Consider the following 16638-nt stretch of genomic DNA (forward strand, 5'->3'; position numbering starts at 1 on the left):
TCATCCTCGCAATCTTGCCTTGCATGTGTTCTCCAACGCCAGTACCGCATTACGTACGCAGGCATCGGCGTCGTCGTCAGTAAGCGTGCGTGAATCGTCCTGCAAAATCAAGCCCATAGCGAGACTTTTGCGTCCGGCCTCCACGCCCTTGCCGACGTACCGGTCGAACAGCCGTACCTCGCGCAGGGTCGGGCCCAGCGCTGCCCGTACGGCGGCCTCTGCGGAGGCCCAGGCCACGTCCTCGGGCATATCCACGGCGATATCCCTTCGAACCTGCGGGAATTTACCGATGGAAGTGGCCTTGGGCAGGCGTCGCTGGCCCAGGGCGAGCATGTCCAGTTCGGCCACCTGGATGTCGTCGCCGGCATCGAGCGCCCGGGCGAGCGAGGGGTGCAGGCTGCCCAGGAAGCCGGCGGGCTTGCCGTCGCGAAGTACCCTGGCCGAACGGCCAGGGTGCAGGAAGGCGGGAAGGCCCTCCGCATCGAAGCTCCAGCGCCCAGGTTCGCCTCCCTGGGCGATCAAGGCTTCGATGTCACCCTTCAAGTCATAAAGGTCCATCGGCCGTGCGGGCACGCCCCATTGTTCGGGGATGGCCGGGCCACAAGCCACCAGCCCTAAGCGTGGCGTCTCCGCGTCGCTGGCATAGGTACGGGCCAGTTCGTACAGGCGGATGCGATCCTGCTGACGCGCGCGATTGTACGAGAGCGCCTGCAACAGGCCGGGCAACAGCGAGGGCCGCATCACGGCCAATTCCGCCGAAAGGGGATTAGCCAATGCCACGCCCTGCCCGCCCATGCCCCAGCGCTCGAGCAGTTCTGCGTCGACGAAGGCCAGCGTGACCGCTTCGAACCAGCCGCGCGACGCCAGCTGTCCGCGCACGGCCATGTCGCCCAGGCGTTCTTCAGGATCGGGCACCAGCGCCAGCGCGCCGGACGGGCGATGGGTGGGAATATTGTCGTAGCCGTGGATGCGCGCGACCTCTTCGACCAGGTCTTCTTCGCGTTCGATGTCGAAGCGGCTGGAGGGAGCGGTCACGCGCCATCCGTCGGTCAGCGACTGAACCTGCATGCCCAGCGCGGTGAGCATGCGCGACACGGCCGCATCGGCCACTTCCAGGCCCAGCAGGCGGTGCAGGCGCGCGCGGCGCAACACCACGGGCCTGGGCTCGGGGATGTCCTGGAGGCGCTCGGCCACGGTGACCGGGCCCGGCGTACCGCCGGCAATTTCCAGAAGCAGCGCCGTGGCACGGTCCAGTGCCCGGACCGGCAAGGCCGGGTCCACGCCGCGCTCGTAGCGGTGCGAGGCATCGGTATGCAGGCCGAGCTTGCGCGCCCGGCCCATGATGGCCGCCGGTGCGAAGTGGGCGGACTCCAGGAATACGCTGGTGGTGGTGTCGGTCACGCGCGTGTCGAACCCGCCCATCACGCCGGCGGCGGCAACGGCCCTGGCCTCGTCGGCAATCACCAGGAAGCCCGGGGCGAGCTTCGGCTCGCTGCCGTCGAGCAGCTTCAACGATTCGCCTTCGCGTGCATGGCGCACTACGACGTCGCCAACGAGCTTGTCGTTGTCGAAGGCGTGCATCGGCTGGCCGAGTTCGAGCATGACGTAGGCGGTCACGTCGACCACGGCACTGATCGGGCGAATGCCGCCGCGGCGCAGGCGCTCGGCCATCCACAACGGCGTGCGTGCGGAAGGATCGATGCCCGAGACCACGCGACCGAGGTAACGCGGCGCATCGGCCCCGGCTTCAAGGCGCACCGCACGACGTGCATCACCGGATCCCGCGACTGACTGCGCCTGCACCGGCTTCACATGGCCGCCGAACAGCGCCGCAACGTCATGCGCCAGGCCATGCACGCTCAGGCAATCGGGGCGGTTCGGGGTGATCTTCAACTCGATGCTGGCATCGGGCAGGCCAAGGTAGCTGGCCAGCGACTGACCGACCGGCGCATCGGCCGGAAGCTCCAGCAGGCCCGAAGCATCGGCGTCGATGCCCAGCTCCTTCGCCGAGCACAGCATGCCGTTGGATTCCACGCCACGCAGTTTGGCTGCCTTGATGGCGATGCCACCGGGCAGGTTTGCACCCACCATGGCCAGCGGCACCTTGATGCCGACGCGCGCGTTGGGGGCACCGCAGACGATCTGCAGCGGCTCGGGGAGACCAGCATCGACGCGGCAAACCTGCAGGCGATCGGCCTCGGGATGTTTTTCCGCCGACACGATGGTGGCCACCACCACGTGGTCCAGGCTTTCGCCCAGGGCCGTGACGTCTTCGACTTCCAGGCCCGCCATGGTCAGCGCATGCACCAGCGCGTCACGATCGACGGGGACGTCGACAACCTCGCGCAGCCAGTTTTCGGAGAATTTCATGCTTCGAATCCTTGACGACGGATCAGGCGAACTGGCGCAGGAAGCGCAGGTCGTTGTCGAAGAAGGCGCGCAGGTCGCCCACGCCATAACGCAGCATGGCGAAACGCTCTACGCCCAGGCCAAAGGCGAAGCCGCTGTAGCGCTCCGGATCGATGCCGCAATTGGCCAGCACCGTGGGATGCACCATGCCGCAGCCGAGCACCTCCAGCCAACGGGTGGCACCATCGGCGGCATCCCAACGGATGTCCACTTCGGCCGAGGGCTCGGTGAAGGGGAAATAGCTGGGGCGGAAGCGCATTTCAAAGTCGCGCTCGAAGAAAGCCCGCACGAATTCCGCCAGCGTGCCCTTAAGGTCCGCGAAGCTGGAAGTTTCATCCACCAGCAAGCCTTCGATCTGGTGGAACATCGGCGAATGGGTCTGGTCCGAATCGCTGCGGTACACCTTGCCCGGTGCGATCACGCGGATCGGCGGCTGCCGCCCCATCATCGAGCGGATCTGCACCGGCGAGGTATGCGTGCGCAGCAGTCGCCCGTCAGGGAAATAGAACGTGTCGTGCATGGCGCGTGCCGGATGGTGCGGCGGGAAATTCAGCGCCTCGAAGTTGTGCCAGTCGTCCTCGATCTCCGGACCGTCGGCACGCTGGTAACCGAGCCGGCCGAAGATGTCGGCGATGCGCTCGAGCGTACGGGTGATCGGGTGGATGCCGCCGAAGTCGGCGCTGCGTCCGGGCAGTGTTACATCGAGCCGCTCCGAAGCCAGGCGGCGGTCGAGGTCGGCTGAGTCGAGGGCGTCCTTGCGGGCGGCAATGGCGTCGGTGAGCTGCTGCTTGGCGCGGTTGACTTCGGCGCCACGCGCCTTGCGCTCGTCACCCTGCAGCTGGCCCAGGGCCTTCAACTGGGCGGTAATGCTGCCGTTCTTGCCGAGCAGGGCCACGCGCAGGTTTTCCAGCGCATCGAGCGATGCGGCGGTTTCGATCTCGCGCAGGGATGCGTCGATCTGGTCCATCTTTCTTCCCGCCGTAGGTTCTTTAGTCCCCAGAAACGAAAAAGGGGAAAGGGCCAGGCCCCTTCCCCTTACGTGATCCTTGGTTGAAGGTCACGCCACCTTGCAGGCGGTGTGACCTTGCGTTTGGATCAAGCAGCCAGGCTGGCCTTGGCCTTCTCCGCGATCGCACCAAAAGCCTTGATGTCGTGCACGGCCAGATCGGCAAGGACCTTGCGGTCGACTTCGATCTGGGCCTTGGACAGGCCATTGATGAGGCGGCTGTAGGACAGGCCGAACTGACGGGCTGCTGCATTGATACGGACGATCCACAGCGCGCGGAACTGACGCTTGCGCTGCTTGCGGCCGATGTACGCGTACTGGCCAGCCTTGATGACGGCCTGGTTGGCTACGCGGAAGACCTTGCGGCGGGCGTTGTAATAGCCCTTGGCACGGCCGATGACTTTCTTGTGACGACGACGGGCGGTAACACCGCGCTTAACACGAGCCATGGTTCTTTCCCTCCCTTAGAGATACGGCAACATGCGAGCTACACCCTTGGTGTCGCAAGCTTTGACGTGGTTGGGAGCGCGCAGGCCGCGCTTACGCTTGGTCGACTTCTTGGTCAGGATGTGTGACTTGAAGGCGTGACCGCACTTGAACTTGCCCGAGGCGGTTTTGCTAAAACGCTTAGCAGCCGCACGGTTGGTCTTGATCTTGGGCATCGGAATGCTCCGTATTCAATGGTTGACTGATCCGGCGGCTGGGCCTTGCGGCCAGCGCTTTCCTTCCTGCCGGGAACGGTGCTCACCCCAATCCAGAGGGGGTGAACCGGCGAGTTTACAGTAAGTTGCGGACGGTTTGCCAGCCCTTCGGACGCCCTGATACACAAAACGGCGGCCCTTGGGCCGCCGCTCCTGCCTGCCTTGGGCTCGAAGGAGCCCGTGGAGGGGTCAGATCTTCTTCTTCGGGCCGATCATCATCACCATCTGGCGCCCTTCCAGGCGCGGGAACTGCTCGACGGTGCCGTTCTCGCCGACATCTTCCTGGATCTTGCGGGCCAGGTTCTGGCCGAGGTCCTGGTGGGACATCTCGCGGCCACGGAAGCGGATGGTGACCTTGACCTTGTCGCCTTCCTCGAGGAAACGCAGCATGTTCCGCATCTTGATCTGGTAGTCGCCCACGTCCGTCACCGGCCGGAACTTCACTTCCTTGATCTCGACCTGCTTCTGCTTCTTCTTGGCAGCCTGGGCTTTCTTCTGCGCTTCGAACTTGAACTTGCCGAAATCCATGATGCGGCAGACCGGTGGGTCGCCGTTTGGCTGGATTTCCACTAGATCCATGCCGGCTTCTTCAGCCAGGCGCATGGCATCGGGTGTGGCCAGGATACCCAGCTGCTCACCCTCGACGCCCAACACGCGGACGCGTGGCACGCGGATGTCGTTGTTCTTGCGATTGCCCTTGTTATCGGTCGTAGCGATACCGCTATCCTCCAGGAGATTTCAAAAAGAACCGGACACGCGCCTTAGCGGCGTGTCTCGGCTTCCAGCCGGGCAACGAAGTCGGCCAGCGGCATGCTGCCCAGATCCTCGCCTCCGCGACTACGCACGGAGACAGACCCCGTTTCTTTCTCGCGGTCACCAACCACGATCAGATAGGGAACCTTCTGCAGCGCATGCTCGCGGATTTTATATCCGACCTTTTCGTTGCGCAAATCCGCTTCTATGCGGAAGCCTTTACCGACAAGGGTTTGCGTGACCTCTCGCACATAGTCGGCCTGTGCGTCGGTAATGGAGAAGACTACACCCTGGACGGGTGCCAGCCACGCCGGAAGGTTGCCGGCGTGGTGTTCGATCAGGATGCCGATGAAGCGCTCCATCGAGCCCACGATCGCCCGATGCAACATAACCGGATGTTTTCTCTGGGAATGTTCGTCCACATATTCGGCGCCCAGGCGCTCGGGCATCATGAAATCGACCTGCATGGTACCCACCTGCCAGCCGCGGCCGATGGAGTCGCGCATGTGGTATTCGATCTTCGGACCGTAGAAAGCACCCTCGCCGGGGAGTTCTTCCCAGGCCACGCCGGCTGCCGCCAGAGCCGCCCGCAGGGCACCCTCGGCACGGTCCCAGGTGGCGTCGTCGCCCAGGCGCTTTTCCGGCCGAAGGGCGATTTTGAGCCCGATGTCTTCGAATCCGAAGTCGGCGTACACCTTCATCGCCTGCAGGTGGAAGGCTTTGACTTCCGCCTCGATCTGCTCGGCGGTGCAGAAGATATGGCCGTCATCCTGGGTGAAGGCGCGCACGCGCATGATGCCGTGCAGGGCACCGGAGGGCTCGTTGCGATGGCAGCCGCCGAACTCGCCGTAACGGATGGGCAGGTCGCGGTAGCTCTTCAGGTCGGTGTTGTAGATCTGCACGTGGCCGGGGCAATTCATCGGCTTCAGCGCGTAGGTGCGCTTTTCCGATTCGGTGAAGAACATGTTCTCGGCATAGTTATCCCAGTGGCCGGATTTCTTCCACAAGGAAACGTCCATGATTTGCGGGCCACGCACCTCCTTATAGCCGCTGTCGCGGTACACGCGGCGCACGTACTGCTCTACCGCTTGCCAGATGGCCCAGCCCTTCGGGTGCCAGAAGATCATGCCCGGCGCTTCTTCCTGCATGTGGAAGAGGTCCAGTTGCTTGCCAATGCGGCGGTGGTCGCGTTTTTCGGCTTCTTCGAGCTGGAACAGGTAGGCCTTGAGCTCCTTGTCGTTGAGCCAGGACGTACCGTAGATGCGCGTGAGCATCTGGTTGTTCGAGTCGCCGCGCCAGTAGGCGCCGGCTACTTTCATCAGCTTGAACGCGCGCAGCTTGCCGGTGTTGGGCACGTGCGGGCCACGGCACAGATCCGTGAACTCACCCTGCGAATACAGCGACAGTTCCTCGTTGGCGGGGATCGATTCGATGATCTCCGCCTTGTACTCCTCACCCAGCCCGCGGAAGAAAGCCACCGCTTCGTCGCGGGACTTCACCGAGCGGGTGACAGGCAGTGCCTCGGCGACAATGCGAGTCATCTCCGCTTCGATCTTCTCCAGGTCGTCCGGGGTAAAGGGACGTTCGTAGGCAAAGTCGTAAAAAAAGCCGTTGTCGATCACCGGGCCAATGGTGACCTGCGCGCCGGGATACAGCCGCTGCACGGCCTGCGCCAAGAGGTGCGCCGTGGAATGGCGAAGGATATCCAGCGCCTCGGGGCTTTTCTCGGTGACGATCTCGAGTGAGGCGTCGTGATCGACCAGGAAACTGGCATCGACCAGGCGCCCGTCGACCTTGCCGGCAAGCGTGGCCTTGGCAAGCCCCGCGCCAATGGAGGCGGCGACGTCCTGGACGGTGACGGGGTGGTCGAAGGGACGCTGGCTGCCGTCGGGGAGGGTGATCTGGACCATGGATATGTTCTTCTTGGATCTAAGGCATAAAAAAAGAGCGCCGGGCGCCCTTTGCGTTCAAACACTCAAGGAGGCGTGGCGAAGGCTTAAGCTGGGAAGCTCGTAGTTTGCATGTCGCACACTCGGCCGGCGTTGCCGCGGCCACCTCGATGAAGGAAATATCTCGCGCGAAAGCTAAGTCAGCGCTGGCGTATTGTCAATGAAAACCGGCTGGTCACGGCTTGGTCACATCAAGGCAAGTGCTTGCCCGCAAAGCATGAATATGGGGTTGTCCACAGGTTTGCCCAAGGGGAGTCCACAGTCGATGTGGATAACCTTTAGGCGAAGTGGCTGCGGAGCCCCGAAGCGCGCCGGGTCCGCCGCTGTACGGCGGCATCGACGATGTCGGGTGTCGCAAGCAACGTGAACCAGTCGCGTGCACGGGTGACCCCCGTGTAAAGAAGCTCACGCGTCAGAACCGGCGAGGCGATGTCAGGCAATACCAGGGCCGTGTGGGCAAACTCAGACCCCTGCGACTTGTGCACCGTCATCGCAAATACCGTCTGTACGCCCGATAGACGGCTGGGCGTAACGAAACGGATGCGCTCGCCCACGCGGAAGGCCACGCGCAGCGCGCGCCCTCCCTCGCCGTCAGCCAATGCCAGGCACACGCCGACATCGCCGTTCATCAGCCCAAGGCTGTAGTCGTTGCGGTTGACCAACACCGGCCGCCCTTCGAAGAACCCATGGATAGCCGAAACCAGGCCCAGGTCGCGCAGGCGAATGGCGATAGCTTCGTTGAGCGAGTCCACGCCCGCAGGGCCCTGGCGCAAGGCACAGAGCAACTGGAAGCGGCCGAATGCGTCCAGTACCGCGCCCGCCCAGGCTTCCGGTTCCGCGTCGTCGCGACGGGCGTGCATCAACTCAAGGTAAGCGCGATAGCCGGGCGCTCCATTGGGCAAACCATCCACGGCAAGATCAACCGCAGCCGCGGGCGGCATCAAGCCGATGCCCCGCCCCTGCCCGTCCAGTGCACGCCTTACGGCAGCGGTCGATCCCTGGTTGACGGCACGCGCGAGGGCGCCGATGCCGCTATCACCGGCGAACCGGTGGCTGTGACGCAACATCACCACATGCTGGTCCAGGGGACGCGCATCGTCGCGGACGGCGGTGCCCACATCGGCGCCGGTGGCTTCGCGCAACCACGCCGCCGTGGCGGGATCGTAGTGGGCATCCTCGGCGCGCTCGCACAGGTCGCCAAGCACGGCGCCGGCTTCCACGGATGAAAGCTGGTCCTTGTCCCCCAGCAATACCAGCCGGGACTCAGCCGGCAGCGCATCGAGCACGGCCGCCATCATCTCAAGATCCACCATCGACGCTTCGTCGATCACCAGCACGTCCACGTGCAGCGGATTGTCGCGGTGATGCGTGAACCGCCGGGTATCGCCACGGCTGCCCAGCAAGCGGTGCAAGGTGGTGACGTCCGGCGGGATCGCGGCGCGCGTGGCATCGTCCAGCGGAAGCCTGTCCACCTGGGCGGCAATCGACTCATTCAACCGGGCGGCGGCCTTGCCGGTAGGCGCGGCCAGACGGATGCGCAGTCGCGGCGCACCGCTGGACAACCGGCGTGATTGCAGCAACCCCAGGAGCTTGACCACCGTGGTGGTCTTGCCCGTACCAGGGCCGCCGGTGATCACGCAGAAACGGGAACGCGCAGCGAGCGCGCAGGCGATCTTTTGCCAGTCCGCCTCGCCTGCGCCGGCGGCCTGCCCGGCGAAAAGGCGGTTGAGGTCGTCGACGAGTTCGGCGGCGGGTGCCTCGCCGCCTTCAAGCCGGCCCGCGATACCTTCGGCCACGTGTTGCTCGTACCGCCAGTAGCGCCGAAGGTACAGGCGGCCGCCCTCGAGCATCATTGGCGACGATGTGTCGTGCGCGTCCTGGCCCACCAGCCCGGAAGCCTTCAACGCTTCGAGCCACTGGACCGGCTCCGGCCTCACCGGCAACGCCAGGGCCCGGTCGTGATCCATGGCCAGGTCGCCCAGCAGGTCTTCGACGTCCACGCCGATATGGCCATTACCCAGCTCGAAACTTGCCAGCGCACCGGCGGCGATCACCCTGTCGTCGGCCGAAGCATCGAGCGAACGCAGGAACAGGGCAAAGGCACGATCGAGGGCGCGCAAGTGGCCCTGCGCTATCGCGGCATCGAGCCAGGCGTGGATCCGGTCGGCGCTCATGCAGCTTCCCCGCGAAAGAGTGCGTCCATGGCATGGATAAGTTCACTTGGCGGCCGCTCGGCATGCACGCCATGACCCTGTCCATCGATACCTCGCAAATACAGGTATACCGCGCCGCCGATATGGCGGTCGTAATCGTAGTCACGCCCCATGCGCGCGCGCAGCTGACGGTGCAAGGCCAGCACATAAATGGCGTACTGCAAGTCGTAGCGGGAATGTGCGATGGAATCGCGCATCGCCTGGGCGTCGTAGTCGCCCAGCTGGCCGCCGAGCCAGTTGGACTTGTAATCGGCCACGTACCAGCGCCCTTCGTGTTCGAAGGTAAGGTCGATGAAACCCTTGAACATCCCGTTGATGGTTTCCGGCTGCAAGGCCGGGCGCGGCATGCCATCGAGGGTGTGCTTGCGCACCAGGGCATCGAGCGCCAGCGCATCCACGCCATCGGCGGTGAACCAGAATTCAAGTTCCGCGCGGTAGGCACCATCGGCCAGCGATGCCAGTGCTACCGAGCTTCCATCAGGCAGGGCAAGTGGCAACGCCAGCAGTTGCGGCAGGCCCTTGGTGAGCGGTTCGATCAAGTGCGGCCAATGACGGCGCTGGCAACGTCGGGCGACCGCATCGCGCAAACCGGAAGGATCGTCGAGCACGGCGGCAAAACCCTGCTCAGCCATCCATTCGAAGAGATCGTGCAGGAAGGTGCCGGCCTCCGCGCCGCGCGGGAAACCCGGCAGCAACGTGCTGTCGGCAGCGGGGCCTTCCTGGGTACCGGCAGCGACGTATTCAACCACTACGTCTTCGCGCGCCGTGTCGGGCACCGGCATCGCATGGCCTTCTTCGTCGTGGCGCAACGCACTGTAGCTGGCGATCCACCAGCGCGGCGTGCGTGGGGCAAGGTCGTTGCGTGCCGGGCCGAGGGCTTCGGAAGCCCGGCCGTTGGCCGGGACGACATGGCCAGACGTATCGGCCTGTCGCAGCACGATGGCCTCGCTCGATGCCGCCAGCGTTTCCAGTGCCTGGCGAAACTGCATCGCGTCCATTTCCTCCCCACCGGAGAGCAGGTAACCAAACGCTCCCTGGTGTACATGAGGTTTTTTCGCCCGGGCATGGGCGCAGATCGGCGACACGCCCAGCCAGCAGTAATGGCGCGCACGGGTGACCGCGACATACAACAGCCGTAAGTCTTCCTGCAGCCGGGCACGGTCGGTGAGCTCCTGCGCCTGGGCGACGGCGTCACCTGCGCCGTCGGCGGATTTGGCCATCAGCTCCACCACGGGGCCTTGCTCGCCCTGGAACCGGTACCCGCCCGGGCCGCCCTGCGCCGCCTTGAACGAACAGGCAAAAGGCACGTACACCAACGGGTATTCCAGGCCCTTGGATTTATGGATGGTAATCACGCGCACGAGGTCCGCGTCGCTCTCCAGCCGCACGATGTGCTCATCGGCACCCGAGGGCAGGGTGTCGGCGATCTCATCGCCCAGCCAGCGGATCAGCGCCTGCTCTCCGTCGAGGTTGGATGCCGCTTCCTGCAGCAGCTCGGCCAGGTGCAGCACGTTGGTGAGCGCACGCTCGCCGCCATCCATGGCCAGCAGCCGCGAAGGAAGGTCGAACATGTGCAGCAAGCGCTGCACCATCGCCAGCACGCCTTGTCGCCGCCAAAGTTCACGCAGTTCAAGGAACTGGCGGCCGCGCATCTCCCAGTGGCGTTCGTCCGTGTTCAGGCGATCGATGTCCTGCAGCGGCAAGGACAGCGTGGCGGTGGCCAGCGCCGCACGCATTCGCCGGTCGACCGTGGGTTCAGCGCAGCCCCGCAGCCAAAGCAAGACGTCCGCGGCCTCCGGGCTGTCGAACACGGAATCGCGGTCGGAAAGATAGACATTGCGCACGCGCCGCGCACGCAGCGCAGCGCGCACTTCCTCGGCCTCGCCGCGGCTACGGACCAGCACGGCAATATCGCGTGGTGCAAGCGTACGGCCACCTTCAAAACCACAGCGGCCTTGTGCGGCTAGTGCCAACAGCCTGGCTATCTCGTCCGCGCAGGAAAATGCCATGACGTTGCGATAGCGCCTGGCCGCGATCGCGTCATCGCCATCGTCGAGCAGCACCAGTTGCATCGGTGCCGGGACGGCACCATCGATGGAAAAAACGTCAGCGCGGCCGCGTGCCTGCACCGGCACGAAGGGCAACCGGCTTGCGCCGAAGGCGAATGCGCCTTGCGCATGGGCTTCACCACGATGGAACAGCGCGTTCACCGCAGCCACCATGCCGTGGGTGGACCGGTAGTTGGTGTCCAGGCTGAAGGAGGGGCGTTCCGCCTCGTCGCGTGCGCCCAGGTAGGTATGGATGTCCGCGCCGCGAAAGGCGTAGATCGCCTGCTTCGGGTCGCCGATCAGCAACAGGCCCGCCTGGGGCGCCGCCGCGTAGATCGTGCGGAAGATGCGGTACTGCATGGCATCGGTGTCCTGGAACTCATCGATCATCGCCAGCGGATACTGCGCGGCGATGGTCGCGGCCAGCGTTGCAGAGCCTGGGCCCGCCAGCGCGGCATCCAGTCGCAGCAGCAGATCGTCGTAGCCCATCTGCGCGCGCTTGCGCTTTTGTTCATCGAAGCGGCGGCTGACCCAGGCCAGGGCGTGGACAAGGACGGCATGGCGAAGGGTGGGCGCAGCCTGGGCATCGACCATCATCCGCTCAACCGCCTCGAACGCGGGGTGCGCCGGCGTCACCTTGCCTTTGTTGGTCGCCGCCGTGAGCTTGGCCTGCGTGAAGCGGCTGAAGTTCGCTACCACGGCCGCGCCCGCCGCCCAGGTACGCATGTCGGCAAGGTCGGCTTCGGTGGTGGAGCGCCTGAACGAATTACCGTTCAGTTGTTTGTCGTCGATTGCCTTGAGCAGCATGGCTTCGATATCGCCGGCCGCGCCAGACCAAAGCGTGCGCACGTCTTGCTCAAGGACTTCGTGCCGTTGCCGCCAGTTGCCGTAATCGCCAAACAAGTCGTCGAGGGCATCCACCGGCGCAAGCGTCTCGCCGTTGACCTGCAGCACGGCATCCCCGCGCGACAGCAGGGGCCGCAGTTGGCGCATCAGCGCATCGGGGCCGCGGAACTCGTCCAGTACCCCCGCCAGCGCTTCCCGTGGCAGAGGGTAAAAAGTGCTTCGCCAATAGTCACGGACACACTCGGCGAAGAGCTCGCCATCCTGCGGCTCCAGGGTCTGCTCGAACGGATGTCCGCTGCCGAATGCATGCTGCAACAGCATGCGCTGGCTCCAGCCATGGATGGTGAACACCGCCGCCTCGTCCATCCACTCGGCGGCAAGCTCGAGGCGGCGGGCGTGGTGGGCGTGCCGCTGCGCAGGCTCCGCCGCCAGCAAGGCCAGTAGGAAATCGTCGTCAGGTGCCTGTCCGCGAAATGCCCGCGCGGCTTCCACCAGCCGCGCACGGATGCGACTGCGCAACTCCTGGGTGGCGGCCTCGGTGAAGGTCACCACCAGGATTTGCGGCGGGGTCAAAGGTGCCTGCACGCCAAGCCCAAGCACCGCGCGCACGTAGAGGGCTGCGATGGTGAAGGTCTTGCCGGTACCGGCGCTGGCCTCGATCAGGCGCACGCCCGTCAGCGGCATGGCCAGCGGATCGAGCGGGACAATATCCGTCACGCGTCGCCCTCCTCGCGAAAAGCCCGGTACAACGCGCGGTACGACTTCAGGTGGTTGCGGAAACCCGCCGCAAGCAGGCAGTCGAAATCCGGGTAGGCGCGCATCAGATAAGGGTCGCCGGCACTCTCGCCGCGCACGAAGTCGCCTTCGCCGTCGTAGCACCGGCGTGCGGCATCCAGTCCGGCCTCTTCGCTTTCCTGCAGCACGAATGCGAAAGCCGTCTTCGCTGCCATGGGAAGTGGTCGCAGCATGCCCTCGCGCAACGACTGCGAAAGTTCCGCGAGCAACGCGGTAGCATGGGCTTCGGGCATCGGATCGAAAGCCACTGTGACATCGCCACCGACCACGATGGATGTGAGTGCGCATCCGGCCGCATGTGCCAGCAAGTGGATGATCCAGGGGCCGACCAGACGATCGGCGGCTAGGTCTTTGTCGCGTCGCAGGGCCGATGGCGTGGCGGTAACCAGGCCCATGGCGCCGGTGTCGTCGCAATGAATCCCCGACAGCCAGTCCTCGATGCGAAGGTCGCCGAAGTCCAGTTGCACTTCGAGCTTGGGCACCGAATGTGGAAAGCGCGCCGCATGCCGCGCATGACGCAGCAGCGTGGATCGGGCGGCGGCGGTGACCTCGGCGAGCACGGGCTCGGCCAGGCCTGCCATCGGCAGCCGTCCACTGCGGCGCAAGCGCTCGCCTTCATCGGCCAGCACCCGGTCCAGGTCCCCGTGCGGCTGCCCTGCCCCGGCGCGCATCAGCCCTTCGACCAGCTGGTAGCGTTGCAGCGCATCCGGCACGAAGGGCTCCAGGTCGTCATGGCCTGCATCGTCGACGTCGAAGTACACGCCCAGGCGCATGTTGAAAAATGCCCGGACCGGATAACGCAGGAAGGCGCGCAGCTGGGCCGGGCCGATGGCCGCCTCGGGGCGCCACGGAGCCAGATCCGGCGTATCGCTGGCGGCCTGCACCGGATCATGCGCGCGGCGCCATTCCCCGGCATAGGTAAACAATCGAACGTCGCGCGTGCTGTCGTTGGCGAAGTAGCTCTCACTGAACGGCTGCAGCGGATGCACCACGGTAAGCTGGTCGAGCAGGTCGCGGCCCTGTCCCAGCCACCCCGCCGCAAGGTAGTCGCGCAGCTGCCCCACCAGCACCGATGGCGGCCGCTCGCTGTTGTCGCGCACATGACGGCCAACCCAGCCGATATGCAGCGCATCGCGCGCGGATAGCAGTGCTTCGAGGAACAGATAGCGGTCGTCTTCGCGGCGGGAACGATCGCCCGGATGCCAGCCACCGGGCAACGCCATCAGGTCGAAATCCATCGGCGGTCGTGCTCGTGGATAGGCGCCATCGTTCATGCCCAGTAGGCACACCACGCGGAACGGAATGGCACGCATCGGCATCAGCGTGCCGAAACTCACCGCACCGCCCATGAAACGCTGCGACAGCTCGCCATGGTCGAAGCCCTCCAGCCATGCGTCGGCCACGATCGCCACCGGCAATGGTTCGTCGACGGCGGCCTCGGCGCAGGCGTCTTCCCATTGCTCGAGAATTTCCCCCAGCCGTTCCAGGCGCGTGGTGTCCGCGGCATCGGATCGGTCGAAGAAAAGCTGCAGGAGGCGGCGCAGGCGCACGCCCCACTCGGCCGGCGTTGCCGGCTCGCGAAGGAATAGCCACGCCTCTTCCAGGGCCGCCAGGAGGTCCGCCAGGGGACCGACCAATGCCGCATCCAGCCCCGCGACCTCGTCGTAAGGTTCGATGCCATCCAGCGCCTCGCCCTCACCCACGGCATAGCCCAGCAGCATGCGCCGCAGGCCGAAGCGCCAGCTGTTCTGTTCCAGCGGCGGCAAGCCGATCCAGGCACGCTGCTCGCCATGCAGGCCCCAGCGCACACCAGCGCCTTCGATCCAGCGACGCAAGGTGGGCAAGTCGTCGTCGGCCAGGCCGAAGCGGCGGCGCACGGCGGGGACATCGATGAGATCGAGCAGTTCGCTGACCGCGAAGCGCGACTGATCGAGCCCAAGCAGATGCTCCAGCGCCATCACCAGCGGTACGTTGCCACGCGCCTGGCGGTCAGCCACGGTGAATGGGATGAAACGCGGATCATCGACGTCGATGCGCCCGAACACCGCTTCGATGTACGGTGCATAGACACCGATGTCCGGCACCATCACGATCACGTCGCGCGGCTGCAGCGGAGCACCGCGCCGCGCGGCGGCGGCAAAACGCGCCAGCAATGCATCGTGCAGGATCTCCACTTCCCGCAGCGGGCCATGCGCCACATGGAACATGATCGAGTCGTCATCGGTGCGCAGTACCGGCTGTGCGCCGGGAGACGGCAACGGATCGAGATTGAAGATCGCCTGCTGCACCGACGCCAGCAAATTGGCGCAGCCGGGGTCGGTAAAGAGATCAACCCGCTGCTCCCATGCCGTGAAGCGCGCACGGTAGCTTTCCACCTGGTCGAAGGCGTCAAGCATGCGGATGTAATCGCGACCCTGCTTGCCCCAGGCAGCCAGCAAGGGATTGGCATGCAGGTGCAAATCCTGCAGCTCGGGAGTTTCCGGCGCTCCCGGTTTGGCGGCCTGGCGCCGCTGCGCGGCACGCAACAGCTCGCGGTCTTCCACGATATCCGCCCAATAGTGCCGGCATGGATTCATCACCACCAGCAATACCTGGCAGTGCCCGCTTAGCGCAGCCAGCGCCTCGAGCGTCTGCTGAGGCAGGGACGACATGCCGAATACCACGATCCGCCGTGGCAACCGCGGGAATGACGCGCCAGGCGCCATCGCCGCCTGCATGAAGCGCGCATGCACGGCGGCGCGGTGGCCATCGCGTTGCGACGCATCCACGTCGGCCAATACCGCCCGCCAGAGCTCCGCCTGCCACTGCTGGTCATCGGGGAGCGCCCGCTGCGTGCCACGCAGGTCGTCGCGAAGGACGTCGTGCCCGGCGGCCCAGTCGTCGAGCCAGTCGGCGCGATACACCTGGTATTGATCGAATAGATCGGCGAGCCGGCGGGCCAGCTGGTAACGCTTGCTGGTGTCCTTGTCATCGCCCAGGTAACGGCGAAGCGGCGCGAAGGCCTCGCGCTCGAGTTGGGCCGGCAACAAGCGCAGCAGCCGCCAGGTAAGGCGTGATTCGTCGAAGGGCGATTCCGCCGGCACGGCGCCCTGGCCAAGCACCGCGCGATAGGCTGTCCACAGGAACCGTCCCGGCAGCTGCACATTCACCGCCGCACTGATACCCAGGCCCCCATCGGCCCGGTCGCGCGCCAGCGCCATCTTGAACCACTGCGCGATGCCGTTGCTCTGCACCAGCACCGTTTCGTCTTCCAGCGGCCCGAGGGGCTCGCGCTGCAGCCACGCGGAGAGCACGTCGCGCAGTTCTTCCAGGCGATTGCCGTGCAGCACCATGAAGCCGGGCACGATCTGGGTGGTCCGCAGGTTCAATCCTTTTGCCTCCGCTGCCCAGGTGACGTTACATGGTTGCCCTAAGGCGTCTCACCTTCCGCGACCGGGGGTTAGAAAGGCTTGGCCAGCACCAGCAGGATGATGGCGAAAAGCACCAGTACCGGCAGCTCGTTGAACATGCGCAGGGTGCGCGAAGGCGGCAGCGTGCCGCCAGCCTCGCTGCGCTTCAACAGTTTTCCGGTCCAGATGAAATACGCCAGCAGAATCACTACGCCGGTGAGCTTGGCATCGATCCAGTGGCCGACCACCACCTGCGGCAGGATGGGCGTCACCAGGTGGCCCAGCCACAGGGTGAGTCCGAAGAGGAATGCGAAGCCGAACATCATGTGGCCGAACTTGTACAGGCGGCGCCCCATCAGCAGCAGCCGGGCTTGCACGGCGGGTTCCCCGGCCGTCTCGGCCACGTTCACCAGGATCCTGGGCAGGTAGAACACCGCGGCCATCCAGGCCACGACGAAAAGTATGTGCAACGACTTGATCACGAAGTAGGTCATGGTATGCGGCGCCTGCGCTGCCGGGGTGCAGCCTC

The 16638-nt window shown here is 65.2% G+C and carries 10 protein-coding genes; all 10 read right to left on the minus strand.

The window, feature by feature from the left end; genetic code table 11:
* A complete protein-coding gene (gene pheT / locus NDK18_RS13355) occupies positions 1-2370 on the minus strand; it encodes a phenylalanine--tRNA ligase subunit beta (RefSeq protein WP_250628018.1) in 2370 nt (789 codons plus the stop codon).
* Positions 2371-2392: 22 nt separating this feature from the next.
* Complete coding sequence (pheS, locus tag NDK18_RS13360) at positions 2393-3376, minus strand: phenylalanine--tRNA ligase subunit alpha (protein WP_250624014.1); 984 nt, start codon at positions 3374-3376, stop codon at positions 2393-2395.
* 128 nt (positions 3377-3504) lie between these two features.
* Positions 3505-3864 (minus strand): 50S ribosomal protein L20, encoded by a 360-nt coding sequence (rplT, locus tag NDK18_RS13365; protein WP_250624015.1) that lies wholly within the window; start codon positions 3862-3864, stop codon positions 3505-3507.
* A 15-nt stretch (positions 3865-3879) separates the two neighbouring features.
* Entirely contained in the window at positions 3880-4077 is a 198-nt protein-coding gene (rpmI, locus tag NDK18_RS13370; protein ID WP_250624016.1) for a 50S ribosomal protein L35, read from the minus strand.
* A gap of 228 nt (positions 4078-4305) precedes the next feature.
* Complete coding sequence (gene infC / locus NDK18_RS13375) at positions 4306-4848, minus strand: translation initiation factor IF-3 (protein WP_250624443.1); 543 nt, start codon at positions 4846-4848, stop codon at positions 4306-4308.
* 29 nt (positions 4849-4877) lie between these two features.
* Positions 4878-6779: a threonine--tRNA ligase gene (thrS, locus tag NDK18_RS13380; protein ID WP_250624017.1), complete on the minus strand. Its 1902-nt coding sequence runs from the start codon at positions 6777-6779 to the stop codon at positions 4878-4880.
* 317 nt (positions 6780-7096) lie between these two features.
* Positions 7097-8992, minus strand: coding sequence for an exodeoxyribonuclease V subunit alpha (gene recD, locus NDK18_RS13385; protein WP_250628019.1), 1896 nt, complete (start codon positions 8990-8992; stop codon positions 7097-7099).
* A complete protein-coding gene (recB, locus tag NDK18_RS13390) occupies positions 8989-12642 on the minus strand; it encodes an exodeoxyribonuclease V subunit beta (protein WP_250628020.1) in 3654 nt (1217 codons plus the stop codon). Before recB ends, recD begins: the two co-directional genes overlap by 4 nt.
* Positions 12639-16088 carry an exodeoxyribonuclease V subunit gamma gene (gene recC / locus NDK18_RS13395; RefSeq protein WP_250628021.1) on the minus strand — a complete coding sequence of 1150 codons (3450 nt, stop codon included), beginning with the start codon at positions 16086-16088 and terminating at the stop codon, positions 12639-12641. Before recC ends, recB begins: the two co-directional genes overlap by 4 nt.
* A 71-nt stretch (positions 16089-16159) precedes the next feature.
* Positions 16160-16603 (minus strand): CopD family protein, encoded by a 444-nt coding sequence (locus tag NDK18_RS13400; protein ID WP_250624021.1) that lies wholly within the window; start codon positions 16601-16603, stop codon positions 16160-16162.
* Positions 16604-16638 lie beyond the last annotated feature (35 nt).

Origin of the sequence: Pinirhizobacter soli (genome assembly GCF_015905305.1) — a bacterium.
Classification (GTDB): Bacteria; Pseudomonadota; Gammaproteobacteria; order Xanthomonadales; family Rhodanobacteraceae; genus Pinirhizobacter; species Pinirhizobacter soli.

Bases quoted from the DNA above. Each gene is read 5' to 3' on its own strand.
- pheS (WP_250624014.1), bottom strand. From the start codon at position 3,376: ATGGACCAGATCGACGCATCCCTGCGCGAGATCGAAACCGCCGCATCG.
- recD (WP_250628019.1), bottom strand. From the start codon at position 8,992: ATGAGCGCCGACCGGATCCACGCCTGGCTCGATGCCGCGATAGCGCAG.
- pheT (WP_250628018.1), bottom strand. From the start codon at position 2,370: ATGAAATTCTCCGAAAACTGGCTGCGCGAGGTTGTCGACGTCCCCGTC.
- rpmI (WP_250624016.1), bottom strand. From the start codon at position 4,077: ATGCCCAAGATCAAGACCAACCGTGCGGCTGCTAAGCGTTTTAGCAAA.
- thrS (WP_250624017.1), bottom strand. From the start codon at position 6,779: ATGGTCCAGATCACCCTCCCCGACGGCAGCCAGCGTCCCTTCGACCAC.
- rplT (WP_250624015.1), bottom strand. From the start codon at position 3,864: ATGGCTCGTGTTAAGCGCGGTGTTACCGCCCGTCGTCGTCACAAGAAA.
- NDK18_RS13400 (WP_250624021.1), bottom strand. From the start codon at position 16,603: ATGACCTACTTCGTGATCAAGTCGTTGCACATACTTTTCGTCGTGGCC.